Below are 20691 nucleotides of genomic sequence, written 5' to 3' on the forward strand. Positions count from 1 at the left end.
AGCCGGACTTTTACACCTGGCTTTTGCTTTCATGCGGCCTTTTCATGCCCTGCATTCGTCTGCCCTTGGGGCAGTGCGACGCAGGGCATTTTTATTGTTGGGAAAGAGGTGACCTGATATGAGTTTACCAAAGCGCAACAGCGAAGATGGGCGCTGTTACTGGATGACCCCCGATGCACGAGAGACACTGCAGCCGTTCTTTAACCGGTGCATCCAGGATGCCATTGACGGCAGGATCACCCGCCTCGATTCTCTCTGGCCGCCGGTAGTGGTCAGCAGTGAAGGCGCGCCCTTTGAGGTGCACGCTCTGGTGAGGGAATGGACCGAAGCGCAGCAGGCCGAGACCCTGGATGCGGAAAAGGCCATTGCCTTCAGCGAAAATCTGCGCCGCCTGAGTCGGTGGGGTGAAATTGATTACTATTTACTTGGTTTGTTGAAACGGGAGCTGCAGGAGAAGTATTTTGCCGTGACAGGCAATGAAGATGATCACTTCTGGGATCGGGAGTATTCCCTGAAACCAGGTATCCGTGCAGAGGAGGTCCCGGAGCCGCTGCTGCGTTTTGCCTGCTATGTGGCGGTGAGCTATAAGATATATGGCATGAGCTTTCAGTATCTGGATACCAATTATCTCTTGGGATTGGTGGAGAAAGTCCGGCCTGATATGGTAAAAAAGCTCCGGGAAAATGGGACCGGGAGACTGCCGCTCAACCTTCAAAAGAGGAAAACAGAACACTTTACTGCATCGGCCAACGATGCCTTTGCCGTGATCCGAATCACTGCCAGGGACAACACGGAGGAATGCTACCGTGAAGTGTTGGACTATCTGTGCGAGGTTCTTTCGCAGGAGGACTTTCCCTGCAGCTATGCCCTGGAGTTCAAAGGACCGGAAAAGAGGTATCTTCCCATCACAGGTCTGCCCAAAAAGGGAGTAAACCAGCTCTTTGCCTGTGCCGTGCAGTACCCCGGCCTCCACCCCCTGATGGAACGGTACGCCCGGCTTGCCATGCGGCAATATGAGCAGTACACCAATCTCAGCGATGAGCAGTGCGCGCTCCCCGGAAGTTTTGCCGTGTTCGCCCTGGGAATGCTGGGACAAGAGTGGCGGCAGCTGGTATGGGATTATCTCGATCTCTGTGATGATGAGCACTCCCACTTGCAGGAAAAATTCCTTCGGGAGTATGTGAAACAGTTCGGATTTACCGCCGATACCGTCCCTGTGTTTGTCCGTGGGGTGCTGTCCATGCAGAACATGAAGTATTCCAAGGATTATTCCGCGTGGATGGCAAATGTAGAAAGCCTGGACGCTCTGCTGGAGGCAAAAATCCACCTGTCCGAGATCGTTCCAAGCGGTTTTTCCTCTGACGAGGATGACGATGATGACGAGGAACCCGCCGAAGAAAAAGAAGCCAGCCCGGAGGAAGTGCTGCAATACGCATGGGAAACGGTCTGCTATGTGATCTGGGGCAAAGCCAGCGCCAAGGGCGGTCAAAAAGTGGTGGAAGCAGCTCCGGAGGAACTAAGAGAGCGGTATCAGGAAATTTTTCGATAGGAGGAAACAAAATGAAAACCTTTGATCCCAATTATAAATTACTGGACGAGATGTATCAGGATGATTATTATCCTGCTTTTCTGGTAGATAAGGTCAGGGACGAGTTCCAGAAGGTCATCGATCTGCTGGAGAGCGGTGAAACCGACACTGAAGTGATACAGAACACGCTGGATGAAGCGGTCTGCGGCATCAATGATCTTCAGGACGAATTTTTCGAAAACGACAGTGAGATTGAAACGGTGGCCCGGGACTGCATCGGCGTCACTTTAGACTACATTTTGAAGTGGTTTGGCATTCCCATTGATATGGAGGAGGCCATCCGGGAAAGGGACTGGTGATTTTTCAGTGCTTTGACCACATGGCTGTCGCTATGATGTAGGAAATGGGAAAAGGAGAAACTACCTATGGCAGAGTTCAAACAAATCATAGATGATGCGCTGGACATTCTGAAATTTGACGGAGCCGTACAGGACACTCTGGCGGAGCTTCGGAGAAAGTGGGGCGCACAGATCCCGGCGCTGCTGGATGAACGCTTTGATGTCGTTGGCATCCAATATATGAAACTGTCCCATGAAAAAGGGGCGGCGGCGTTGGGACAGGAGCTGTCTGCCTTCGGCTGGGCGCTGTATAACCTGGACGATGAGGACGAGTATCTGTTTGTCCTGATTCCAGAGGAAGAGCGCAGGGAATGGGAACGTTACTGCAAAAAACAGGGACAATCTTGTCACCTGATGAAACAGCAAGGGAGAAAATGGGGAGACCATGCCAAGGAGCAGGATCCTGGTGCCCTGATGCCCTGCGAGGAATACATACTTCAGGATGGGTACGATTATTTCTTCAATTCCGTAGCGGGTGATTTTGCGGCGGGGGAGTGGAAAAGCCAGGATGCAGAAGAATGGAAAAACGGCTGTGTGGCCGATCTGCGCCATCGTCCGCCGCAAGTAATCCGCTCCCATAGCTTGCCGCACCTTGGGCACCTTACCTATTCCCCGGAACAGGGACTCTATGCCGCATCCAGAGCCGCTGGAAGCGGAACCATTGGTCGGGCATTACTGAGCCAGAATCCGGCTACCCTCAACTGGGCCGAGCCGTCTCCCATTGGATACGATGGTCCACCCCGGACTCTGTGCTGGGCTGACCATTCCCTCTGGGTGGGTGATCCCACCAACGCTACACGGATCGAACTGACTGACCGAGGCACCTGCCAGGATGTGAAAAACTGGACTCTGCCGGAAGATGGATGGAGCACCAAATACCATTGTGGCATTACGACAGACGGGCTGGGCCGGGTCTATTTTTCCAACGAGTGGTATAAGGGGCAGATCTACCGATGGGAAAACGGCAGGGTAACAAAACATACCTTCTCTCTGTATGGATACGACCATCTTTCCGAGGCCGTTCCCGTTCCCGGTACAGGCCGCATTGCCATGACCCACGCTGTCAGCGGCAAGGGAAGAGTGGAAGAATGCCTGCTGGAACTGGACATGGACACCGGGCGGTGCCGAATTGCCCTCCTGCCTGGAATGGGCGAGGGGCTGAAACTGCGCTGGTTTACCGGGGACTGGCTGCTGGTGCAGGGAAACGGCGAAATCCTTTCCGATGACTTTGCCCAGCTCATCAACATAAACACCCGTGAAGTGCTGCGTATCCGTCCGGGAATGTTCGGCGGGGAGAAAATGCAGCACATCGGAATACTCACCGATGACACGGTGGTTATTGTCACCCGGCGGGATAGGGTTGGGCCGGTGTTCCGTTATCCCATAGATTTCTGGGGTTTCCTGCGGACGGCAAACAAGCCCAAAAAGCTGGAATGGCGGGAGTACAAAGAAGTGTACCCGAATCTGCCAATCTATCTTCCGCCCAAGACCACGGAGCGAAAAATCATTCTCAAAAAAGACAGCCTGACCATCCTGGGGTCGGTATTTACGCCGCCGTTTACCCTTTCGCAGCTGGCGGAAAAGTTAGGGCCCGCCCGCATTGTCCTGCAAAATGGAACACAGAAAAGCCCCATGACTGGTCGGGAGAGCCCCTATACCCAGGCCCTTGCCCTGTGGGACGAGCTTGGACTCCAGGGCTGGTTGGATGAAGATGAGCAGACCATCAAAACCCTTGGTGTCCGGGTAGCGGCACAGGGAGAGTATGCGGTCCGGCAGGCATTTGACGGAGCGGTTTGGATCGGGTCCAAGGACTACCGGGAGGCCAGCTGGAAGGATTTCGCCGGCTTTGCCCATACCCTCAAATTAGGCGGCTTTACCGTTTATACCCGCTTGCCGGGTCCTGTTCCGGAGGAGCAGTCAGCGCAGAAAGCAAAGCTGGAGGCCCTCTCCGCTATGGTGCAGATCAGCTGGAAAGAGCCAGAGAAAAAGACGGCGAAAGCGCAGAAATACAAGTTATCCAAGCCGACTGAGCCAGTGCTCACCTTTACCAGTTTCAACTTCAAACTGGCGGTGCTGGAAGTCCTGATGTATGAGAAAGGCTTACTGGCTCCTAAACTGGACGCCTATGAGTTTGCCCGAGAGTATAGCCGACGCAAGATCGACATTGATGCGGAAGGGTATGAACCCATCCCGGAGATCCGGAAGTGGCTGGAGAAATACCCTGTCCCGGCGCGGCTGGCCCCGGAGGTCACAGAAATTGAGATGGATGGCGGCAGCGAGATTTATACCCAGCTCTGTCCGTTCTGGGATGGCGAGGATGGAGCCTTTAATCTCAACATCATTACGGAGGTGGAACTGCGCCAGTTTCCCAATCTGAGGCATATTACCCTTATGTCCTCCAATCCGGAACAGATTCTGCCGGTTCTGGAACGGTGCGGTATCAAAGCAGATTTGCTGTGAGGTGAAAGTATGAAAGCGAAACTAAAAGTGATAAAGAACTGGGAGTTCGAGGAATTTGAACTGACGGGAACTTCCTTCAAATACAGCCCGACTGGATACAAAGGTATGGTAGCCCGCAGCGAGGATGAAATTGTGTTTTGGACCTATCATCTCTTGCAAAAGTGCAGCGGCGTTTTGTGGGTCAAAGGCGAAGTTTCCAGGTGGATTCCCAGCCCGGAGCCGGAAGAGCAGCAAGATGTTTGGGAAGTTCCTGTCTTGCTCTCATGCGACAGAGGAATCCTGTTGATTTGCCCGGCCAGTAAATCCCTTTGGTGGATGCCGCAGATGGATGGAGAGTGGATTCCGATCCCCATGGATAACTGGTGTGCCCAGGGTATTCCCAAGCCGGTGGCAGTCACCGGAAGCCAGGGCGTTTTCCCTATTGTGTGCCGGGTGGACAACTACGCTGACGCGACCAACAGTTTTACCACCCTGACGGTAGACTTTGAAGCCATGACTGCACACTGGGCAGAAAGCGGCTCTTGCGTATACAGCAAAGCAGGAACCCGACAGACCCATTTGGCGGCGGTAGAGCGGGCTGGCGGCAATTTTGCCAAGGCAGACTTTCACTACAACTACCCTATGATTGGCTCCATACTGGAACAGAGTGGACAGTTTTATGCCTTTTTGGAAAGCAGCACCATCAATCCGGCAGGTCTTTCTCTCATGGGCTACTATTGGTATCTGGAACTGGAGGAAAACGGGCTATTCAAAAAGAAACTGTGGGGCAAAGATAATTTAAGCCGCCTGCCTGGGAAACACGGGATGCGCGGAAAATTTTCCGGAGACAGGACTTGCCTGATCCTGTCTCCCATTTTTAAGAATGATGACTGGAAGGGTAAACAAAAGGTGCTGCGCCTTTCGGATCTGGCGTTGATCGACCTCGCCATGCCCCGTGGATACACTTCCTTCCATATGCTGGATGTATGGGGAAACCGGGCTTTTCTCAGCGATGAGAAAGATAAGTTGGTTCTTTGTGAAATGACCTTGGAGTAGTTATGAGGTAAATCAATGGAGTTATCTGTAAAAAGAATGACTTGGGAGCTGGATAATGAGGAAGAGTTGTCCTTCCTGGCCTTTGAATGGGAGGATGGCTATTTTACGCTCTCACGCAAGACCGGTGCAGAAATGCTCCGTTTGGAAATGAATGATCCAGCCAATAGTCAGTTGATTGACCCGGACTGTTTTGAATATGCCCTTGATCACACCGGTTTTCGCCTGAATATCGTGCGGAACAACCGAAAGGTTCTGCGGTATCTGGAAGAACACCACATCAACACGGAGTTGTATGGAGAAATCGTCCTTCACTACGCTCCTCTCAGCAAGCCACAGCTTGAATCATTATCTGCTGTGACTCTCAGGCTGTTTTTCGGTGAACTGCTTTTTTAATTTGAGACAGGATCGCCCTGAATCAGAAAGAGGGAATGGCTATGAACGAGAATTTATTTCGCCCACAATTTGATACATTGAAACTGTCCGATAAGCTCTGGCTGATGCAGACGCTGGCGTCCCGTTATCATTTGATATTCAAGGAGCTGTACGCCTTTTCCCGCTGGGGACAAAGCTGCATCACCGGTCTGTTTGAAAAAGGTAGCCGGGAGTTTATCTTTGTCCCGGGCGATACTGTGACTCTTGGCTGGGAGGGCTTTGTTCAAGGGATGGACAAAGCCAATCAGGAGGAACTGGCGGAACTTTTTGCGGAAATCGGATATGAAGGCACTGCGGAGGAATTTCTCCGGCAAGGTATGGCCCCGATACGCCAGGTAACCATTGGCCCCATGTTTGTGGGCAGGAAACTGGAGGAGATCGGCTGGGAAAGCGTACCCATGAACGATCCACGCATCACCGCCCACCCCGACTGGCTGGAGAACTTGCAGAAGTGGGCGGGCCAGAACAGCCAGAGTTTTGAGATACATGAAAGTGTCCGCTTTGAGCGCAATGGTGATAGCTGGAGAGCGTGGCTGTGCCATCCCATGACCTACCCGGAGTTTCAGCGGTCGCTGTTGTGGGATCTGGCAGCCAGTCTCCCCACGCCGGATGAGTGGGCCTATCTGTGCGGGGGCGGATGCCGCACCCTGTTCCCATGGGGAGATGGACTGGACTACTCCATGCATCTGCACCACTTTGAAAGCGGTGAAGATCAAGGTAAGCCATACGACACGGAGAAGCCGAACTTCTTTGGCCTGTCTATCGCCTACGACCCCTATAAGCGGGAGCTGGTAGACGGGAAAACATTGACGACCTGCGGCGGCGACGGCGGCTGTAATATCTGCGGTGGCATGGGTCCTTTGCTTGGATATTTACCCTGTTCCCCTCACTGTAAACCGGAAGTTCGGGAGGGTAATGAGATTGACAATGACTATGACTTTTTCCGTCCTGTTATCCGGGTACAGACATCCGGGTGGAGAATGGCATCGCCCGGAGATGAGAGGTGATATTACCAGACGATTGACGCGGTGCAGGAGCGGCTGGCAGCAAACAGGATTGTGAGGGAGGCATAATGGATGATATATAGGTTTACGGAAGTATTAAACGATCTTGTTAATTATTTTCTCCTTGGTGACATTTTGTTGCTGGGGAACTGGAAGCAGGCAAACCATCTTTCAGATGATTTAGCGATGGAGTTTACCACAAACGAAAGCGGCGACAGGGTATTTGCCGAAGGAATTGTAATCCCAATGACCGGTATTGAAAACTATCCCTATACCATATTGTTCAATCTCTCTGGTGATAGACCGGAGCTGTGCAAAGAAAGAAACCGATTGCAGCTTAGAAAAAGTGGCTATTCCCTCAAAGTAGATCATAATATGCTGATGCTTTTTACATGGCCCATATTGGAACAGTTTACGCCTGAAAAGGTGAAAGATCTGATTTATTACTATAGAGTGCATAAGAAACCGATGATTGAGCTTGCAAATGGCTGGTATCATATCGAGATTTTTGGTGGAGAGACCTTGCAGGACGGGGCCTATGAACCTACATTTGAGTTTGTGATACAACCAGCCACAAATGAAGAAGCCACCATAAATGCAGATATGAATTTCAGCTTTGAAATTACAAGCTCTGCTTATTAGTGAAACCTATCCCTACCGAAGATAGAAAAGGAGATCATGATATGGATTTATTGAAACAATGCCAGCAATGGTTTGAACAGGATGAAGCGCAGAAGGTAATCGACACCCTGGAAGCGATTCCTGCCGAGGAGCGCACCCCGGAACTGGACAGTGAATTGGCCAAGGCATATATTGCCGTTGCAGATATAGGAGAACGGGAGCCTTTTGAAAAGGCGCTGGAACTTCTGGCTACCCACGAGGAGTATTTTGCGGGCGATCACTGCTGGAATTATCGAATCGCTTTGGCCTATTACTGTCTGGATGAGGAAGGCCCCGCCCTGCGTTACTTTGAAAAGGCACTGAAGGCCCGCCCCGGCGACAAAGATACCCAGGAGTACATAGACGATTGCCGCCGCCGTTTGTCCCTGCCTCGATTCCCCAAGAACTTTCGGGAGAGGACGGAGGAGGCCTGGGCAGCCTTTGCTCAGATCGAGGGGTCGCTGCGTCAGATCATGGATACTGACGAAACGCACCAGCGGGGCGAGGAACTGATTGAAAAATGTGGTAACGCACTCAAAACAGCCCTTCAGGATACTTCCTTTGAGCTGGGCACGGGTGGTGAAAAGTATGAACTGATCCTCAGTCCGGAGGGGCTTCGCTCCCGCCTGTTCCCTTTGGTGTACTTCCAGAAGCAGGCCCCAGAATCGATGCTGGAGCATTGGAATATCTGGGTAGGCCGCCAGCCCTGTGAGGGGTTCGAGCTGCGAGCTGGAGAGATTGAAGTTCGGGCCGAGGATGTGCAGATATGGGCAGAGGAAACAGAGGATCAGCGGGTAAACCTGGTTCTCTGTTGTGAAAAGCTGACGCCGATCTTGAAAGAGAACACAGATAAGGTCTGGTGGACCCTCTCTATGCTGGTGGATCAAACCATCGGAGAAGTTTCCTCTATCGTCTATATTGCTGGGTTTGATGTTTATGCCCAGCCGAAAGACGAACCGGCCAAGCCACTTTCCGAACTGCCGGAGCTGCTGCAAAGCATGGGGCTCTCCCTCTGGCGGGATGGCAGCGACTATCTGGAAAAGAGTTTCCTTGCCTATGAGCTGGAACCTGTGGAAGATCCGGAGGCTGACTGGCGGCTGGATGTCTATACCGGCACCTGCCGCCTGCCGGCGCTCATCAACGACTATCTGTCCGCCCGCAGCGACACGGTGGATGAGTACCACAAGGACGGCATCGCGGCGGGGTTCCTCTGCTATCCCCTGGAGAGCTTTACCGGCGAGGAACGGAGCAAAGCGATTCTGGACTTCCGGGATGACCTGCGGGATGCCATCCTGCGGGAGACGGGAGCACAAGCCGTGACCTTCCTAGGTGGAGCTACCGGGCTGTATTGCGGGTATCTGGATTTCCTTGCCTGGGACCTGCCCGCTGTGCTGACAGCGGCGCAGGCGTTCTTTGAAGAAAGCGGCCTGCCTTGGGCGCACTTCCACGCATTCCGGCGGGATGTGGGCGGCGTGCCGCTGCTGGATGAGGAGGAACCGGAGCCTGATATTCATGAGGACACTGGCTCTCTGCTCTCAGCGGAGGACATCGAAACGCTGGAATCCTTTGACGATGGGGTTTCCGGCTACTTCTGGAGAATGCTTCAATGGCTGGAGGATTTTATCAAAAGCGGCGTAGAAGAAGGAAGATTCACCGAAATGCAGGCTCATCAGGATCTGCAGATCGCCCTCTGGTACGCCTTTGCCTGCCTGAATCTGGACGATTACATCCATTACTATCAGGCGGCAGAGTGGATGAAGGATTCCGAAAAGAGTGCCGCAGGCTGCGCTACCTGGTACTACCGCTATTCCCTGGCGCTGATGTACTGCGGCAGGCTGGAAGAAGCGCACAGCTATGCGGAAAAGGGCGCTCAGGAGGAGCCCGACTACCCCTGGATCTGGCTGCAGGTGGGCAAGCTGCGGGCGCACTTTGGCGACAAGGCAGGCGCGCTGGATGCCGTCAGGCAGGGGCTAAAACTGGAACCGGGGGATTATGAGTTCCTGACCCTGGAAAAAGAGATCAAAGCCGGAGCCACTCTGGAACAGATGGAGTACCATTGGATCAACCCCGATGCCGATCAACAGCTCCAGCAGGGGCAGGGCCAAGATGTGGATGATAAACAGCGGGCTCTGGCCTGCATTCGAGTAGATGAAGCGGGACTTGCCGAATTTTATCAACTGTTCCACCCGGAGCGGTATGGCTATGAAAAAAATGCCCCCTGCTGTGAATTCCGATACCCGGTGAAGGAACATCTTGTGGAACTCTCGTTCCGTATGAACGAAGCCGGACTTTCCAAGATGGGAACAGACTGGCTGCGGCAGCTCAAGGAACGGCTGGACAGCGGGGAATGGCTGCTCTACACCCCCGAAGGAGAACCAGAGGGCATTCTAGCAGGTGTGTTTGTGGACCAGACCCGCCATATTGGTCTTGTCTATCAGCAACCGGGAGACGATCGGTACTTCCAGATCTTCCTCAATCCAGACGGCACAAAGGTGGATGCCATCTGGTCCTCGGCGGAAAACAGTGAACCGGAGGTTTATACAGAGGATGAGATGTCCGCAATCGAGCAGCACATCAAAAACACCTTTGGCGAGTTTGAGAATGTGTTCCATGAGCTGGTTTCCCCTGACATCCATGTGGACATCTGCGTTGTTCCTCCCTCTGAAGAGCGGGACTATTACACGTTGGTGACCATGGGTATGGGTGCTCACCGGATGAATGTGCCGGAGGAGCTGGCGGAATACAAGCTGGAGCGGGCGGAGCTGGCCATCGCCCTGCCGAAGGACTGGAAACTGGATGAGCAGTCCCTGAAGGATGAGCGGTGGTACTGGCCTATTGGCCTCTTGAAGGTGCTGGCCCGCCTGCCTATTTCCGGCGATACCTGGCTGGGTTTTGGTCACACGATGGACAAGCAGTCGCCCTTTGCGGAGAACACGACACTCTGCGGTGCCATTTTGACTGGTCCCCAGGACGTGGAGGAAGACGGCGAGGTCTGCACTTTGCCCAGCGGTGAGGAGGTCAACTTCTATCAGGTGATTCCTCTCTATCGGAACGAGTTGAATTATAAACTGGAGCATGACGCGGACGCTCTGCTTGAAAAGATGGCAGGCATCAGTTTTGTGGTCAATCCCACCCGCCAGAATGCCATCACCAGAGGAACGCTTGCAGAGGAGGAGTTCACCGGCGATATGGACGATGCCGCCTGGCACCTGGAATCCATTCAGGAAAAAGGCCTGCCGGTGGATGAGCTGAGTGCCTACAACCACATGGCCATCTACCTGCGCTGGTGCATGGAGCACGACCTGATGAGCGCGGAATTCATGGAGCGGTACTGGGAGCAGGTGCAGCCGTTTATGGCGGATCTGAGCCGCGCCGATCTGCGTGGCTTTATTCGGGACCAGCTGAAAGGACAGCTCTTTGGGGCGCTGTTCAACAAGGAGGGCGCAGCCTTTGCCGGATACTACTATGGTGAGGCGGATAGTCCTTATTTCCCCAGCGATATTGACAACTATGCCTTGGAATATTTCGGTTCAGAGCAATATTATTCCGATAAGTTCCAGGATGAAGCCTACCTGTTTATTCCCTTTGACGAGAACTATTATCAGACTATGGCAAAAGTCATTGAAAAACGATTCGTCAACTGGCGGGGGCAGGATTTCGATGAGGCCACTCTGGAGCCTTCGGAGCTTGCGAAGGCCATGATGGAATATCTGAACTGTGAATGTACCTATTTCCCCGCGATGGCGGACGATGATCCCATCATGTCGGCATATAACTATGCCAAACGGGAAGGTACCAAAGAGAGATTTGTGCCGGTGCTGATAAAAGCGGATGACGATACCCTGTGGGAGTGCCTGATTATGAATTCCGACCCGGACAGCGATGGCGAGGACGATTACGCCTTTGATCCGGACAAGGTAGCGGAATACCGCAAAAAGATGCTTGCCGCTCCTATCAAGGACGGAAAAACAGTTCTGGAGGAACTGATCAGGCAGCGCAAAGAAGAAGCCGAGGATGACGATATGGACTGGGATGAGGAGATCCTGGGCGAGATGGTGGGCGGATACGAGAACCGCCGTTTTGCAAGCTACTGGAATTCCGACAGCAAGATGACCTATCCTCTCATCCTGGCCAAAATCCCGGTGAAGAATCCCTGGGAAATTTTTGCCTGGCTGCCCTTTGGAGGCTGGAATGAATGTCCTGACACGCAGTCGCTAATGGCAGTGGCGAAATACTGGGCCCAGCAGCATGGGGCGGTGCCCGCTGCCATGACACATGATGAGTTAGAGTTCCTGCTCCCGGCCCCTGTTTCCGAGAAAGAGGCCATAGATATGGCGGTGGAGCAGTACGGCTTCTGCCCCGATGTGATTGACCAGGGGCCGGAGGACGCCACTGTGGGCGCTCTGGCAGATGTGCTGCGGCAGTCCACCGTTTGGTACTTCTGGTGGGATTGACAGCTTTACCACAAACTACTACCAAGAGGAGGGATCAGTAAAAGCTGATCCCTCTTCCTTTTGGAGCTAAATCTTTTGAGAATATCTTGGCCTTTTTGATAATTCCAAAATCTCCATGCTGCCATACGGACCAAAATGATTGTTTTTCGTATGGTTGGCCTATTGGACATATATGTCAAACGGAATTGCACACACGCATAGAGTAAGGTGTTGTTGTTGTGTTGGTCAGGGCATGCATGTCTTTTTCCTTTGCAGTCAGAGAGGAGAAATACCCTCTATGACCGGCTGTGTGGGCTTGTGTGAGGCTTTCGCCGCCGGAGTAAGGAAACAACCCCCTGCTCCCATACCAGCCCCTGTTTGGCCGTTTTTGAAGGGCGTTTGAGAAGGTAGGATTTTTTCAGGTCAGTGTGGGTCATCCAGGCAAGCAAGACTAAAATCCCATACACAAATTCGCTGTATTTGATGAGTTCCACAGCCCATCCCAAAGAGTGGCTTTCCCCAGAAAATGGTGGGTGACATATGGGGTCGAAAATGAAGCAGGATAAAGCGGTGACATCACCGCAGCCCACACCGGCCCGCAACGCGGACCGGAAATGGCGGTTTGATGCGGTTTTTGAGACCTAAACTTTGGAAAATGGCGGGGGTCAGATATGGCATCATGGAGTCCATGCGGACATCAGATCTGACATCACAGTCAGCAGTAATGCCGGTTTGAAGCCACTTTTGCGGGGGTCAAGAGTGGCGTCCACAGGTGTTTTGCCGATTTCGGGTAGGTTTCGAAGATGGATACACAAATGATAACAATCTGATAACTCTTCCCCTGTGGTCTGGATATTCAGCGGGAGTGCTGGTATGTTGTGTGGTTGACAGGAGGTGACAATCATGCACGACTATATGCAGGCACTGAAGCAGAGATTTTTCCGGGTACCCCGATGCGAGGATCTCCGTGGGACAGTAGAGGATACCTGTGGAGAGTTTCTCAAAAGAATGAGCGATGAGGACAAACACAAACTTCTCCTGATAGTAGATTCCATGGATGCCATCCGGGACGAAGTTTCTCTGGCAAGTTTTATAGCAGGTTTCAAGTTAGCCTGGGGAATCAGCCGGGAGTTAGAAGCAGACGGCCTCTACTCCTACGATGAAGAAGAGATGACACAGCCCTGGCGGAGATCTCAGGAGGAAAACTAAGCCCTTCAAAACCTGCGCCGCATAAACAAAGAAAGGAGGAAACAAAGATGGCAAAGAAGCGAGCCAACGGAGAAGGCAGTATCCGCAAGCGTTCAGACGGTCGCTGGGAAGGCCGGTACACAGCCGGTTACGATTCGGAGACCGGAAAGCGGATCACTAAAAATGTATTGGGCAAGACCCAGGCAGAGGTGAAGGAGAAGCTGGCCAAGGCCATTGAGGAGAGCAAGAAACTGGACGTTGTCCGGTCAGACGAATATACGGTGGCGGAATGGCTGCGGCTGTGGTATGAACTTTATGCCAAGCCCAATATCCGACCCACAACCGCAGACAGTTATCACCGCGGTATTGAATCACATGTCATTCCTCGGATCGGAGAAATTAAGCTGAAGAAGCTCACCAGCCGGGATATCCAAAAGATGTATAGAGATCTTCAGGAGAATGGGCGTCTGCGCAAATCCAAGAAGCAGCAAAATGGGCTCAGTAATGCCACGGTTCGGGGCATCCATATGATGCTGCACAATGCCCTGGACCGGGCGGTTAAGGAACGGCTGATCCTGCGCAACCCCACCGAGGACTGCATCATTCCCAAGATCCAGAAGCAGGAGATGAAGATCCTCCATCCCGAGGATATGAAAGCCTATCTGGAGGCAGCAGACAAAAGAGGAGTCCTGGCCATGTTCTATCTGGAACTGGTGACGGGGATCCGTAAGGGAGAACTGACAGCCCTGCTCTGGTCCGATCTGGACGAGGAACGGCGCACCATCTCGGTGAGTAAGCAGGCGGTGGGAGACAGGCATCGGAATGTCGCCATCAGCCGACCCAAGACGGAGAACTCGGTGCGGAAGATTTCGATCCCTGAGTCAGCAGTGGAACTGCTTCGGCAGGAGCATGAAAAGCACCCGGACAATCCTTGGATGTTCCCTTCACCCAAGACGGGAGAGATGTACCATCCGGACTCCATTGCCAAACTCCATGAGAAGATCCTGAAGGACACAGGGCTGGAACACATCCGGTTCCACGATCTCCGGCACACCTTCGCTACCATGGCGCTGCAGAATGGTGTGGATGTGAAAACAGTCTCCTCGATGCTGGGGCACTACGACGCAGGGTTCACCCTTCGTACCTACACCCACGCCACCCGGCAGATGCAGGAGCAGGCGGCGGAGAAGATGGGGAACTTCATGGAACGAGTGATGTAAAATCCGAAAAGAATAGCCGTGAAAATCCCCGGAGAGCATTTTCTCCGGGGGTTTTTTCTAAAGGATAGTTGAAATTGATGTTTATGATTTTATGATCAGCGCTTTTTCTCTCATAGTACGGGGCCAAGTGTCTGAGGAGTGAGGTCAGCTGACTGCTGCATTTCAAAGTCCGGAAGTTCTTTCAGGTAGGACTCCACATTACGATACTGCACTCCGTTTTCCATCTGAATATCTTCACCACGATAAAGGACATATCGTCCTCGGATTGTGCCAAACCGCTTTTCTGTTCTTCGGCATTTGTCCTCATCCATGAGATGCCGGTACTGGAGAGGAACCTGTGTGCTGCTGTGTTTGATCTCAAAAATATCACAACAGTTTTCTTTCTGGTCATAGATGACCATATCAAACTCACCGACCTCAAACTGCAGTTTGAAAATACGATGATCTCTGTCAGCTGCCTTCATGGTTTCCAGAAGCACAATATCTTCCATCATGCGGCCGCGGACTTCTTCAAGAATACGATCTGAAACCCGTGTTTTTTCATATTCACTGAGTTCCGAGAACTGTGGATCTTTCAGCAGCACATGTACAAGGGCTTGTGCCTGACAGTATCGCATCCCAGGCTGCGTGAAGAGGATGTGTTCCAGTGGTTTTGTTTCAGGCTCAGTGGTTTCAATGGGACAGTCTACGATCAGCTCCAATGCGGAAAGATACTGTTTGATTTCTGCAATGTGAGCGGGTGTGATACCAATGGACTGCTCTTCTTTGTTGCGGATATCCAGCAGCTCCATCAAGCGCCGCGTGACCGCTTCGGTATCGACGCGATCCAGCACATCTATGCGCTTTTCCGGGTCTCGCTCTTTCCGAAGATTCGCGGCAGTGAGCCGCAGATCATGGGAGCGAAAATCATCTGTGAGAACTGAGATCAGAAACCGATGGTTCATGTCTTCAATGATCCGATTGATGGCGCTGGTCAGTTCTCCGGCTTCATACAGAGAATACAGGTGCCGGAAGTGTCCGCCTGCTTCATAGCAGGCAAGGGAATGCTGAATGTTGCGGCAGATCGCTGTGTCGATGTATCTTCGGGTGGACTCATCATCCCGGAAGGACGCATCCTGTGCATTCACATCCTCATCATCGAAGTCCAGTTCACCTGCACGCAGCGTACCGCCGTAGCGGATATACTCATCAATGCTGTCAATTCCAAGCAGGCGGCTGTACTCCCGGTATGGGATAAAGGTTGTGTGGATAGGTTTTGCCCGATCATACAGTTCCTGGTCCATTGCCAGCCAGAATCCCAGAGAATCGGTTCCTGACAGGACAATCTTCATTCCCATGGCGGCAAATACATCGGAAAAGAGTGCAGCTGAGTCGATAAAATCCTCCATCAGAGTGACCTCATCTATAAACACATACCGGAATCCAGCATCGAACAGTTTCTTGAGATCCCGGTTCATCATTGCCATGTTGTCGTTCCTTCGGGCTTTGATGTAGGCGGTACGGCTCAGATTCTCTTTTGTCATTCTGCCAATGGCCTGGCGGAGCATGGTTGTCTTTCCGGTTCGCCGCAGACCAAAGACCAGGCAGACACGGTCATACTCCTTTCCGTAGAGATATCCTTCCAGTTGGTCAAAGCAGTCACGGAGTTCCCAGTTTTTCACCCCTTGAGACATGGCCTCCAAACCCTTGCCGATGATCACGCTGGTTTCAAAATCCAGCTTGGGCTGACGCACTTTTGGCATTCCGGACCGTAACTCCTTCAGCTGCGCCTGCAGGGATTTGCGCTGTTCGATCTGCTCCCGCAGTGGTTCCATTTCTCCGTCCCGGAGATACTGGCTACGCTTTTTCCCGCCCTCCGTCCACTGGTGATAATATTGAATCTTGCCATTGATTGTCTTCTTTGAGATATACCCAACTGGCAATTCCGCAATCTTTTTCTCCAGTTCCTGAATCATTTTCTGTCTTTGTAGCTCGTCCATACCGCACCTCCTCGTATAATAAGTTTGAAAGTTAATAATTCAGATATCAGCAGGCTTAGAGATGCCCGTGATACAATAGCTGTAGGACAGCAGGGTCAAGTTCTCTACCTCCTGGTTGAGCCGTAGGGCTGCTTCAAAATAAGTCAGTTTCCCTGAGCCGGAAGTTAGCTGCAAACTCATTGGCTGTTTGCCAGAGTGTGGGTCGCCCTTTCAGCAGTGAGGGATATCGCATTGGTCTGCTCTGGAATGATTCTGATACGCGAGGTTGCGGATGCTCCGGTTATCATGGGTATCTCCAAGCCTGCTGGCCTGAAATCTCCATGCGGGGAGGTGAAAATCGTGAACCCATTATTCGTTGGCATTGATGTGAGCAGCAGGAGCAATGTCGCCTACCTGATGAAGCCGGATGGAAGCAAGCACAGTAGCGTTTCTGTGCAGAACAATCTTGGTGGTGCTAAAATGTTGTCAGAGAGAATTGTGTCGGCACTCAGCTCCATGCGGCTCAGTGATGTGGTGATTGGCCTGGAAGCCACCTCTATCTACGGGAACAACCTTGTGTATGCCCTCCGGGAGGATGGCAGCCTGAGCCGGTTCCAGCGGAAGATCCATGTCCTCAATCCCAAGCAAGTCAAAAAATTCAAGGAAGCCTATCCAGATCTGCCCAAAAATGACTTTGTGGATGCCTTTGTGATTGCCGACCATCTCCGTTTTGGCAGAATCGCCAAGGAGGTCTATATGGACGACTATCGCTACCAGGCTCTCAGAACCCTCACCAGAGCCAGATTTGATGTCATTCAGAATCTGACACGGGAGAAGCAGAGGTTTGCCAACTACTTATTCCTAAAATGCTCTGGTATTGCTCAGGAGAAAGACATTCAAAACACCAGCGCCACTACCATTGCTCTCATGGAGCATTTTGAAACTGTGGATGATCTGGCAAATACTGATCTGGATGAACTGACCGACTTTATTGCTCAAGCAGGCCGGGGCAGATTTGTCGATCCAGATGCCACTTATTTTTATTATACCCTCTCGCCTTTGAATATGCAAGGGGTTATAAGGGGTTATGATAGCGAAACAAGAAAACTATGAAGGAAGAAGTAACGGCTTATCGCAAGCAGCAAAAGGAATGGGGATTTCTGATCGTTTCGGGCTATTTCCGCTTGTGGGTCAGGGTGTGAGTCTGAACCCGGAACCGCTTACATTTGGATACAAAGAATCCCCATAAACAAGCCGTTTACGGGGATTTTCTGGAGCTAGTGACGCGACTTGAACGCGCGACCTGCTGATTACGAAAGGTAGTCAGGCCCTTCAAGCACCGCTGAATGGGCGTTTTTAACCCTTTCCCATCTCCTTTCACATACTCTTTGACACCCCTTGCCCCACTGGTTCCACAGGTACATTTCCCCGTATGGGTCAGGATGTGGGTCGGGAAAGGCCTTGATAGACAGGTGCTTTTACACAATATGTTATTGGTTCAAAGAGTAAATGTCAAAGTTTAGATGCGCAAAACTTGAGTCGCATAAAACAAAGAAAAACACAATGAAATCATAGATTATGAAAACAAAAACTGATGGGATTGAAAATGGATGTTAAACAGTTTAAGTCTACAATCCCATCAAACAGAAAGAGAAAGCTTTAATTAGATTGAGCTTCTTGGTTAGAATTCCCAGACGCTGATCCGCAGCCGGGGCTCGGGAGAAGACGAGTCCCATTCAGTCCAGTGGCTTCCGTCTGGATTGAACTGTACCGCGGATAGATCGCCGTCAAAACCGGTGAGTGAAGTGGTGGTGTCTGTCGCTGTGTCATAGACCCAGTTGGTGCGCTCTCCGTCTTTGAATTGGGAGTAGTAGTGCCGCAGGGAACCGTCCCGCTCCAGCGTGAACAGGTCATCCACCTGGACATCTTCGCCAAGATCCCGGGAGGAGAGGGTATCGGAAGCCGGGTCATAGCTGTAGAGGACGGTACTTCCTTCGGATCTTCTCCAGCTGATAAAGGTGATCCGTCCCGTATCGGTAAAGGGAAGGGAAAGGTTGCCGGTCCAGATTTCCCGGAGCTGGGGGCTGCCTGTGCCGAGATACCAGACCTGGCTGTCTGATTCCGGATCGGCGGGATCGACATCGCTTGCCAGCACCAGACCATTCCGACTCTGGAACAGGTGCCAGAACCCCTGCCCATCATACAGCTCCCGGGTGCCGTCGGCATCTGCGGCCCAGAGGGTGTATCCACTGGTGACATCCTCCTGCCGGCGGGTGAGGTAATAGTAGGTGCCGTCCAGGACACCGCCCATCTGGCTTCCGTAGTAGACAGCGTATTTACCTTGCTGCCGGAGCAACTCGCTCATATCATCCAGAATCTGGCCGGAATCTGCCTCAAAGTCATAAAGGACGATCCAGCCCTGGCAGTCCAGGATGGCGGTATGTCCGTCCAGCCAGTGGAAGGTACTAGTCGACAGCTCATAGGTATCGGCGACTGTTTCCCCTTCAGGACAAGGCAGCAGATAGACCATTTGATCGTATTCATCATAGGTATAGACCTCGCTGCGGGGATATTCACGGATCAGATTCCCCTGTCGGTCAAAAAGGGTGAGGTTGGCAAGACAGACCCTGCCGCTGTCGGTGAAATAGAGGGCGGCGTAGGAAGTGTCCGGGCTGGAAGGATTGGCAAGGGCCAGAAAATACGTGTCGCTCCGACTCAGAAAATAGCCGCTGTCCGGGAGAGCGTCCTCCAACAGGGTGACAGTGTCCAGAACCTGGTTGTCCTGACTCAGAGTGGTGAGGGTGTTTTTGTTCTGGAAGGTGAAGGTCCCATCCGGGTTCCAGGCCGACCACCCCCGGACCAAGGAACCATCATAACCAAGATAGGAGGCTTCTGCAGGATAGAAGGCATCGGACCGGGATGCGGTTCCGGCGCTGCTCTCTGACGGGAACGTGGAACTCCCGGACTCCCCGACAGAACGGTCAGAACAGCCCGTAATGATCACTGTCAGCAGAACAGCTATCAGAAGGGAAAAGAATCGCTGCTTCATAGAAATGCTCCTTTCTCTGGATGACTTCATTATAGGGTCCGGTTTAAGCTTCTGTCAAGGAAGGTGTCGGGGATTCTTTTTTCTGTACTGGTCTGCGAGGACAGAAGTACTTATCAGTGCTGGCCAAGTTTCAGAACCATCGGGAAAACGACAAGAATGAGCACCAACACAGTAAGAAAGTATGTGCGGATGCTGGAAGAGCGAGGGCTGATCACTACAGAGCCAACCAGCATCATCATGAAGGACGGTCAAAAGAGAAATGGAAATCTACTCTTCACCATCCGTCCGATTCAGGAAGCAGTGGAGCAATTCTACCGGCAGCAGTTGGAGAAAATACCCCTGGATGTGCAGAGGGAGAAAGCGTCGGGTGCGAGAGCTAAGCAGGAACGCCCTGCGTGACCGGCTGTGTGGGCTTGTGTGAGGCTTTCGCCGCCGGAGTAAGGAAACAACCCCCTGCTCCCATACCAGCCCCTGTTTGGCCGTTTTTGAAGGGCGTTTGAGAAGGTAGGATTTTTTCAGGTCAGTGTGGGTCATCCAGGCAAGCAAGACTAAAATCCCATACACAAATTCGCTGTATTTGATGAGTTCCACAGCCCATCCCAAAGAGTGGCTTTCCCCAGAAAATGGTGGGTGACATATGGGGTCGAAAATGAAGCAGGATAAAGCGGTGACATCACCGCAGCCCACACCGGCCCGCAACGCGGACCGGAAATGGCGGTTTGATGCGGTTTTTGAGACCTAAACTTTGGAAAATGGCGGGGGTCAGATATGGCATCATGGAGTCCATGCGGACATCAGATCTGACATCACAGTCAGCAGTAATGCCGGTTTGAAGCCACTTTTGCGGGGGTCAAGAGTGGCGTCCACAGGTGTTTTGCCGATTTCGGGTAGGTTTCGAAGATGGATACACAAATGATAACAATCTGATAACTCTTCCCCTGTGGTCTGGATATTCAGCGGGAGTGCTGGTATGTTGTGTGGTTGACAGGAGGTGACAATCATGCACGACTATATGCAGGCACTGAAGCAGAGATTTTTCCGGGTACCCCGATGCGAGGATCTCCGTGGGACAGTAGAGGATACCTGTGGAGAGTTCCTCAAAAGAATGAGTAATGAGGATAAACGCAAACTGCTCCTGATCGTAGATTCCATGGATGCCATCCGGGACGAAGTTTCTCTGGCGAGCTTCATGGCAGGCTTCAAGCTGGCCTGGGGAATCAGCCGGGAGTTGGAAACAGATGGCCTCTACTCCTACGATGAAGAAGAGATGACACAGCCCTGGCGGAGATCTCAGGAGGAAAACTAAGCCCTTCAAAACCTGCGCCG

The 20691-nt window shown here is 52.2% G+C and carries 15 protein-coding genes; 13 read left to right on the forward strand and 2 right to left on the reverse strand.

Features of this window, described 5'->3' with window-relative positions:
- The first annotated feature begins 118 nt into the window (after positions 1–118).
- The 10 genes from BQ5383_RS14365 to BQ5383_RS14410 all read left to right on the forward strand — a co-directional run bounded on the left by BQ5383_RS14365 (position 119) and on the right by BQ5383_RS14410 (position 14358).
- Positions 119–1549, forward strand: coding sequence for a DUF6138 family protein (locus BQ5383_RS14365; RefSeq protein ID WP_071433062.1), 1431 nt, complete (start codon positions 119–121; stop codon positions 1547–1549).
- An 11-nt stretch (positions 1550–1560) separates the two neighbouring features.
- Positions 1561–1887 carry a DUF5713 family protein gene (locus tag BQ5383_RS14370; protein WP_071433065.1) on the forward strand — a complete coding sequence of 109 codons (327 nt, stop codon included), beginning with the start codon at positions 1561–1563 and terminating at the stop codon, positions 1885–1887.
- Positions 1888–1953: 66 nt separating this feature from the next.
- Positions 1954–4386: a DUF6892 domain-containing protein gene (locus BQ5383_RS14375; protein WP_071433067.1), complete on the forward strand. Its 2433-nt coding sequence runs from the start codon at positions 1954–1956 to the stop codon at positions 4384–4386.
- Between the two features lie 9 nt (positions 4387–4395).
- The gene (locus BQ5383_RS14380; RefSeq protein ID WP_071433069.1) at positions 4396–5421 is read left to right on the forward strand and encodes a hypothetical protein; all 1026 of its coding nucleotides are present in this window, start codon (positions 4396–4398) and stop codon (positions 5419–5421) included.
- Between the two features lie 15 nt (positions 5422–5436).
- Complete coding sequence (locus BQ5383_RS14385) at positions 5437–5814, forward strand: hypothetical protein (RefSeq protein WP_071433071.1); 378 nt, start codon at positions 5437–5439, stop codon at positions 5812–5814.
- 41 nt (positions 5815–5855) lie between these two features.
- On the forward strand, positions 5856–6860 hold the full coding sequence (locus tag BQ5383_RS14390) for a hypothetical protein (protein ID WP_071433073.1): 1005 nt from the start codon (positions 5856–5858) through the stop codon (positions 6858–6860).
- Between the two features lie 69 nt (positions 6861–6929).
- Complete coding sequence (locus BQ5383_RS14395; protein ID WP_071433074.1) at positions 6930–7499, forward strand: hypothetical protein; 570 nt, start codon at positions 6930–6932, stop codon at positions 7497–7499.
- 41 nt (positions 7500–7540) lie between these two features.
- Positions 7541–11971 (forward strand): suppressor of fused domain protein, encoded by a 4431-nt coding sequence (locus BQ5383_RS14400; RefSeq protein ID WP_071433077.1) that lies wholly within the window; start codon positions 7541–7543, stop codon positions 11969–11971.
- Positions 11972–12853: 882 nt separating this feature from the next.
- Positions 12854–13159 carry a hypothetical protein gene (locus BQ5383_RS14405; RefSeq protein WP_071433079.1) on the forward strand — a complete coding sequence of 102 codons (306 nt, stop codon included), beginning with the start codon at positions 12854–12856 and terminating at the stop codon, positions 13157–13159.
- A gap of 47 nt (positions 13160–13206) precedes the next feature.
- Positions 13207–14358, forward strand: a complete 1152-nt coding sequence (locus BQ5383_RS14410) for a tyrosine-type recombinase/integrase (protein WP_071433081.1) — start codon at positions 13207–13209, stop codon at positions 14356–14358.
- 110 nt (positions 14359–14468) lie between these two features.
- On the opposite strand, the gene BQ5383_RS14415 is transcribed toward BQ5383_RS14410, so the two are convergent.
- On the reverse strand, positions 14469–16337 hold the full coding sequence (locus BQ5383_RS14415; protein ID WP_476726765.1) for a DUF6788 family protein: 1869 nt from the start codon (positions 16335–16337) through the stop codon (positions 14469–14471).
- Positions 16338–16676: 339 nt separating this feature from the next.
- On the opposite strand from BQ5383_RS14415, the gene BQ5383_RS14420 reads away from it, so the two are divergent.
- Positions 16677–17429, forward strand: coding sequence for an IS110 family transposase (locus BQ5383_RS14420; protein WP_235821993.1), 753 nt, complete (start codon positions 16677–16679; stop codon positions 17427–17429).
- 568 nt (positions 17430–17997) lie between these two features.
- Here the strand turns inward: BQ5383_RS14420 and BQ5383_RS14425 are convergent.
- Positions 17998–19365, reverse strand: a complete 1368-nt coding sequence (locus BQ5383_RS14425) for a hypothetical protein (RefSeq protein ID WP_071433082.1) — start codon at positions 19363–19365, stop codon at positions 17998–18000.
- Positions 19366–19521: 156 nt separating this feature from the next.
- Here BQ5383_RS14425 and BQ5383_RS20220 point away from each other — a divergent pair, with 156 nt between their 5' ends.
- Positions 19522–19764 (forward strand): hypothetical protein, encoded by a 243-nt coding sequence (locus BQ5383_RS20220; protein WP_476726766.1) that lies wholly within the window; start codon positions 19522–19524, stop codon positions 19762–19764.
- Positions 19765–20365: 601 nt separating this feature from the next.
- The gene (locus tag BQ5383_RS14435) at positions 20366–20671 is read left to right on the forward strand and encodes a hypothetical protein (RefSeq protein ID WP_071433086.1); all 306 of its coding nucleotides are present in this window, start codon (positions 20366–20368) and stop codon (positions 20669–20671) included.
- The last annotated feature ends 20 nt before the right edge of the window (positions 20672–20691 follow it).

The organism is Angelakisella massiliensis (assembly GCF_900104675.1).
In the GTDB taxonomy this organism is placed as follows: domain Bacteria; phylum Bacillota; class Clostridia; order Oscillospirales; family Ruminococcaceae; genus Angelakisella; species Angelakisella massiliensis.

Excerpts from the sequence above, each read along its gene's own strand:
- BQ5383_RS14365 (WP_071433062.1), top strand. The coding sequence starts at position 119 with ATGAGTTTACCAAAGCGCAACAGCGAAGATGGGCGCTGTTACTGGATG.
- BQ5383_RS14370 (WP_071433065.1), top strand. The coding sequence starts at position 1,561 with ATGAAAACCTTTGATCCCAATTATAAATTACTGGACGAGATGTATCAG.
- BQ5383_RS14375 (WP_071433067.1), top strand. The coding sequence starts at position 1,954 with ATGGCAGAGTTCAAACAAATCATAGATGATGCGCTGGACATTCTGAAA.
- BQ5383_RS14380 (WP_071433069.1), top strand. The coding sequence starts at position 4,396 with ATGAAAGCGAAACTAAAAGTGATAAAGAACTGGGAGTTCGAGGAATTT.
- BQ5383_RS14385 (WP_071433071.1), top strand. The coding sequence starts at position 5,437 with ATGGAGTTATCTGTAAAAAGAATGACTTGGGAGCTGGATAATGAGGAA.
- BQ5383_RS14390 (WP_071433073.1), top strand. The coding sequence starts at position 5,856 with ATGAACGAGAATTTATTTCGCCCACAATTTGATACATTGAAACTGTCC.
- BQ5383_RS14395 (WP_071433074.1), top strand. The coding sequence starts at position 6,930 with ATGATATATAGGTTTACGGAAGTATTAAACGATCTTGTTAATTATTTT.
- BQ5383_RS14400 (WP_071433077.1), top strand. The coding sequence starts at position 7,541 with ATGGATTTATTGAAACAATGCCAGCAATGGTTTGAACAGGATGAAGCG.
- BQ5383_RS14405 (WP_071433079.1), top strand. The coding sequence starts at position 12,854 with ATGCACGACTATATGCAGGCACTGAAGCAGAGATTTTTCCGGGTACCC.
- BQ5383_RS14410 (WP_071433081.1), top strand. The coding sequence starts at position 13,207 with ATGGCAAAGAAGCGAGCCAACGGAGAAGGCAGTATCCGCAAGCGTTCA.
- BQ5383_RS14415 (WP_476726765.1), bottom strand. The coding sequence starts at position 16,337 with ATGGACGAGCTACAAAGACAGAAAATGATTCAGGAACTGGAGAAAAAG.
- BQ5383_RS14425 (WP_071433082.1), bottom strand. The coding sequence starts at position 19,365 with ATGAAGCAGCGATTCTTTTCCCTTCTGATAGCTGTTCTGCTGACAGTG.
- BQ5383_RS20220 (WP_476726766.1), top strand. The coding sequence starts at position 19,522 with ATGAGCACCAACACAGTAAGAAAGTATGTGCGGATGCTGGAAGAGCGA.
- BQ5383_RS14435 (WP_071433086.1), top strand. The coding sequence starts at position 20,366 with ATGCACGACTATATGCAGGCACTGAAGCAGAGATTTTTCCGGGTACCC.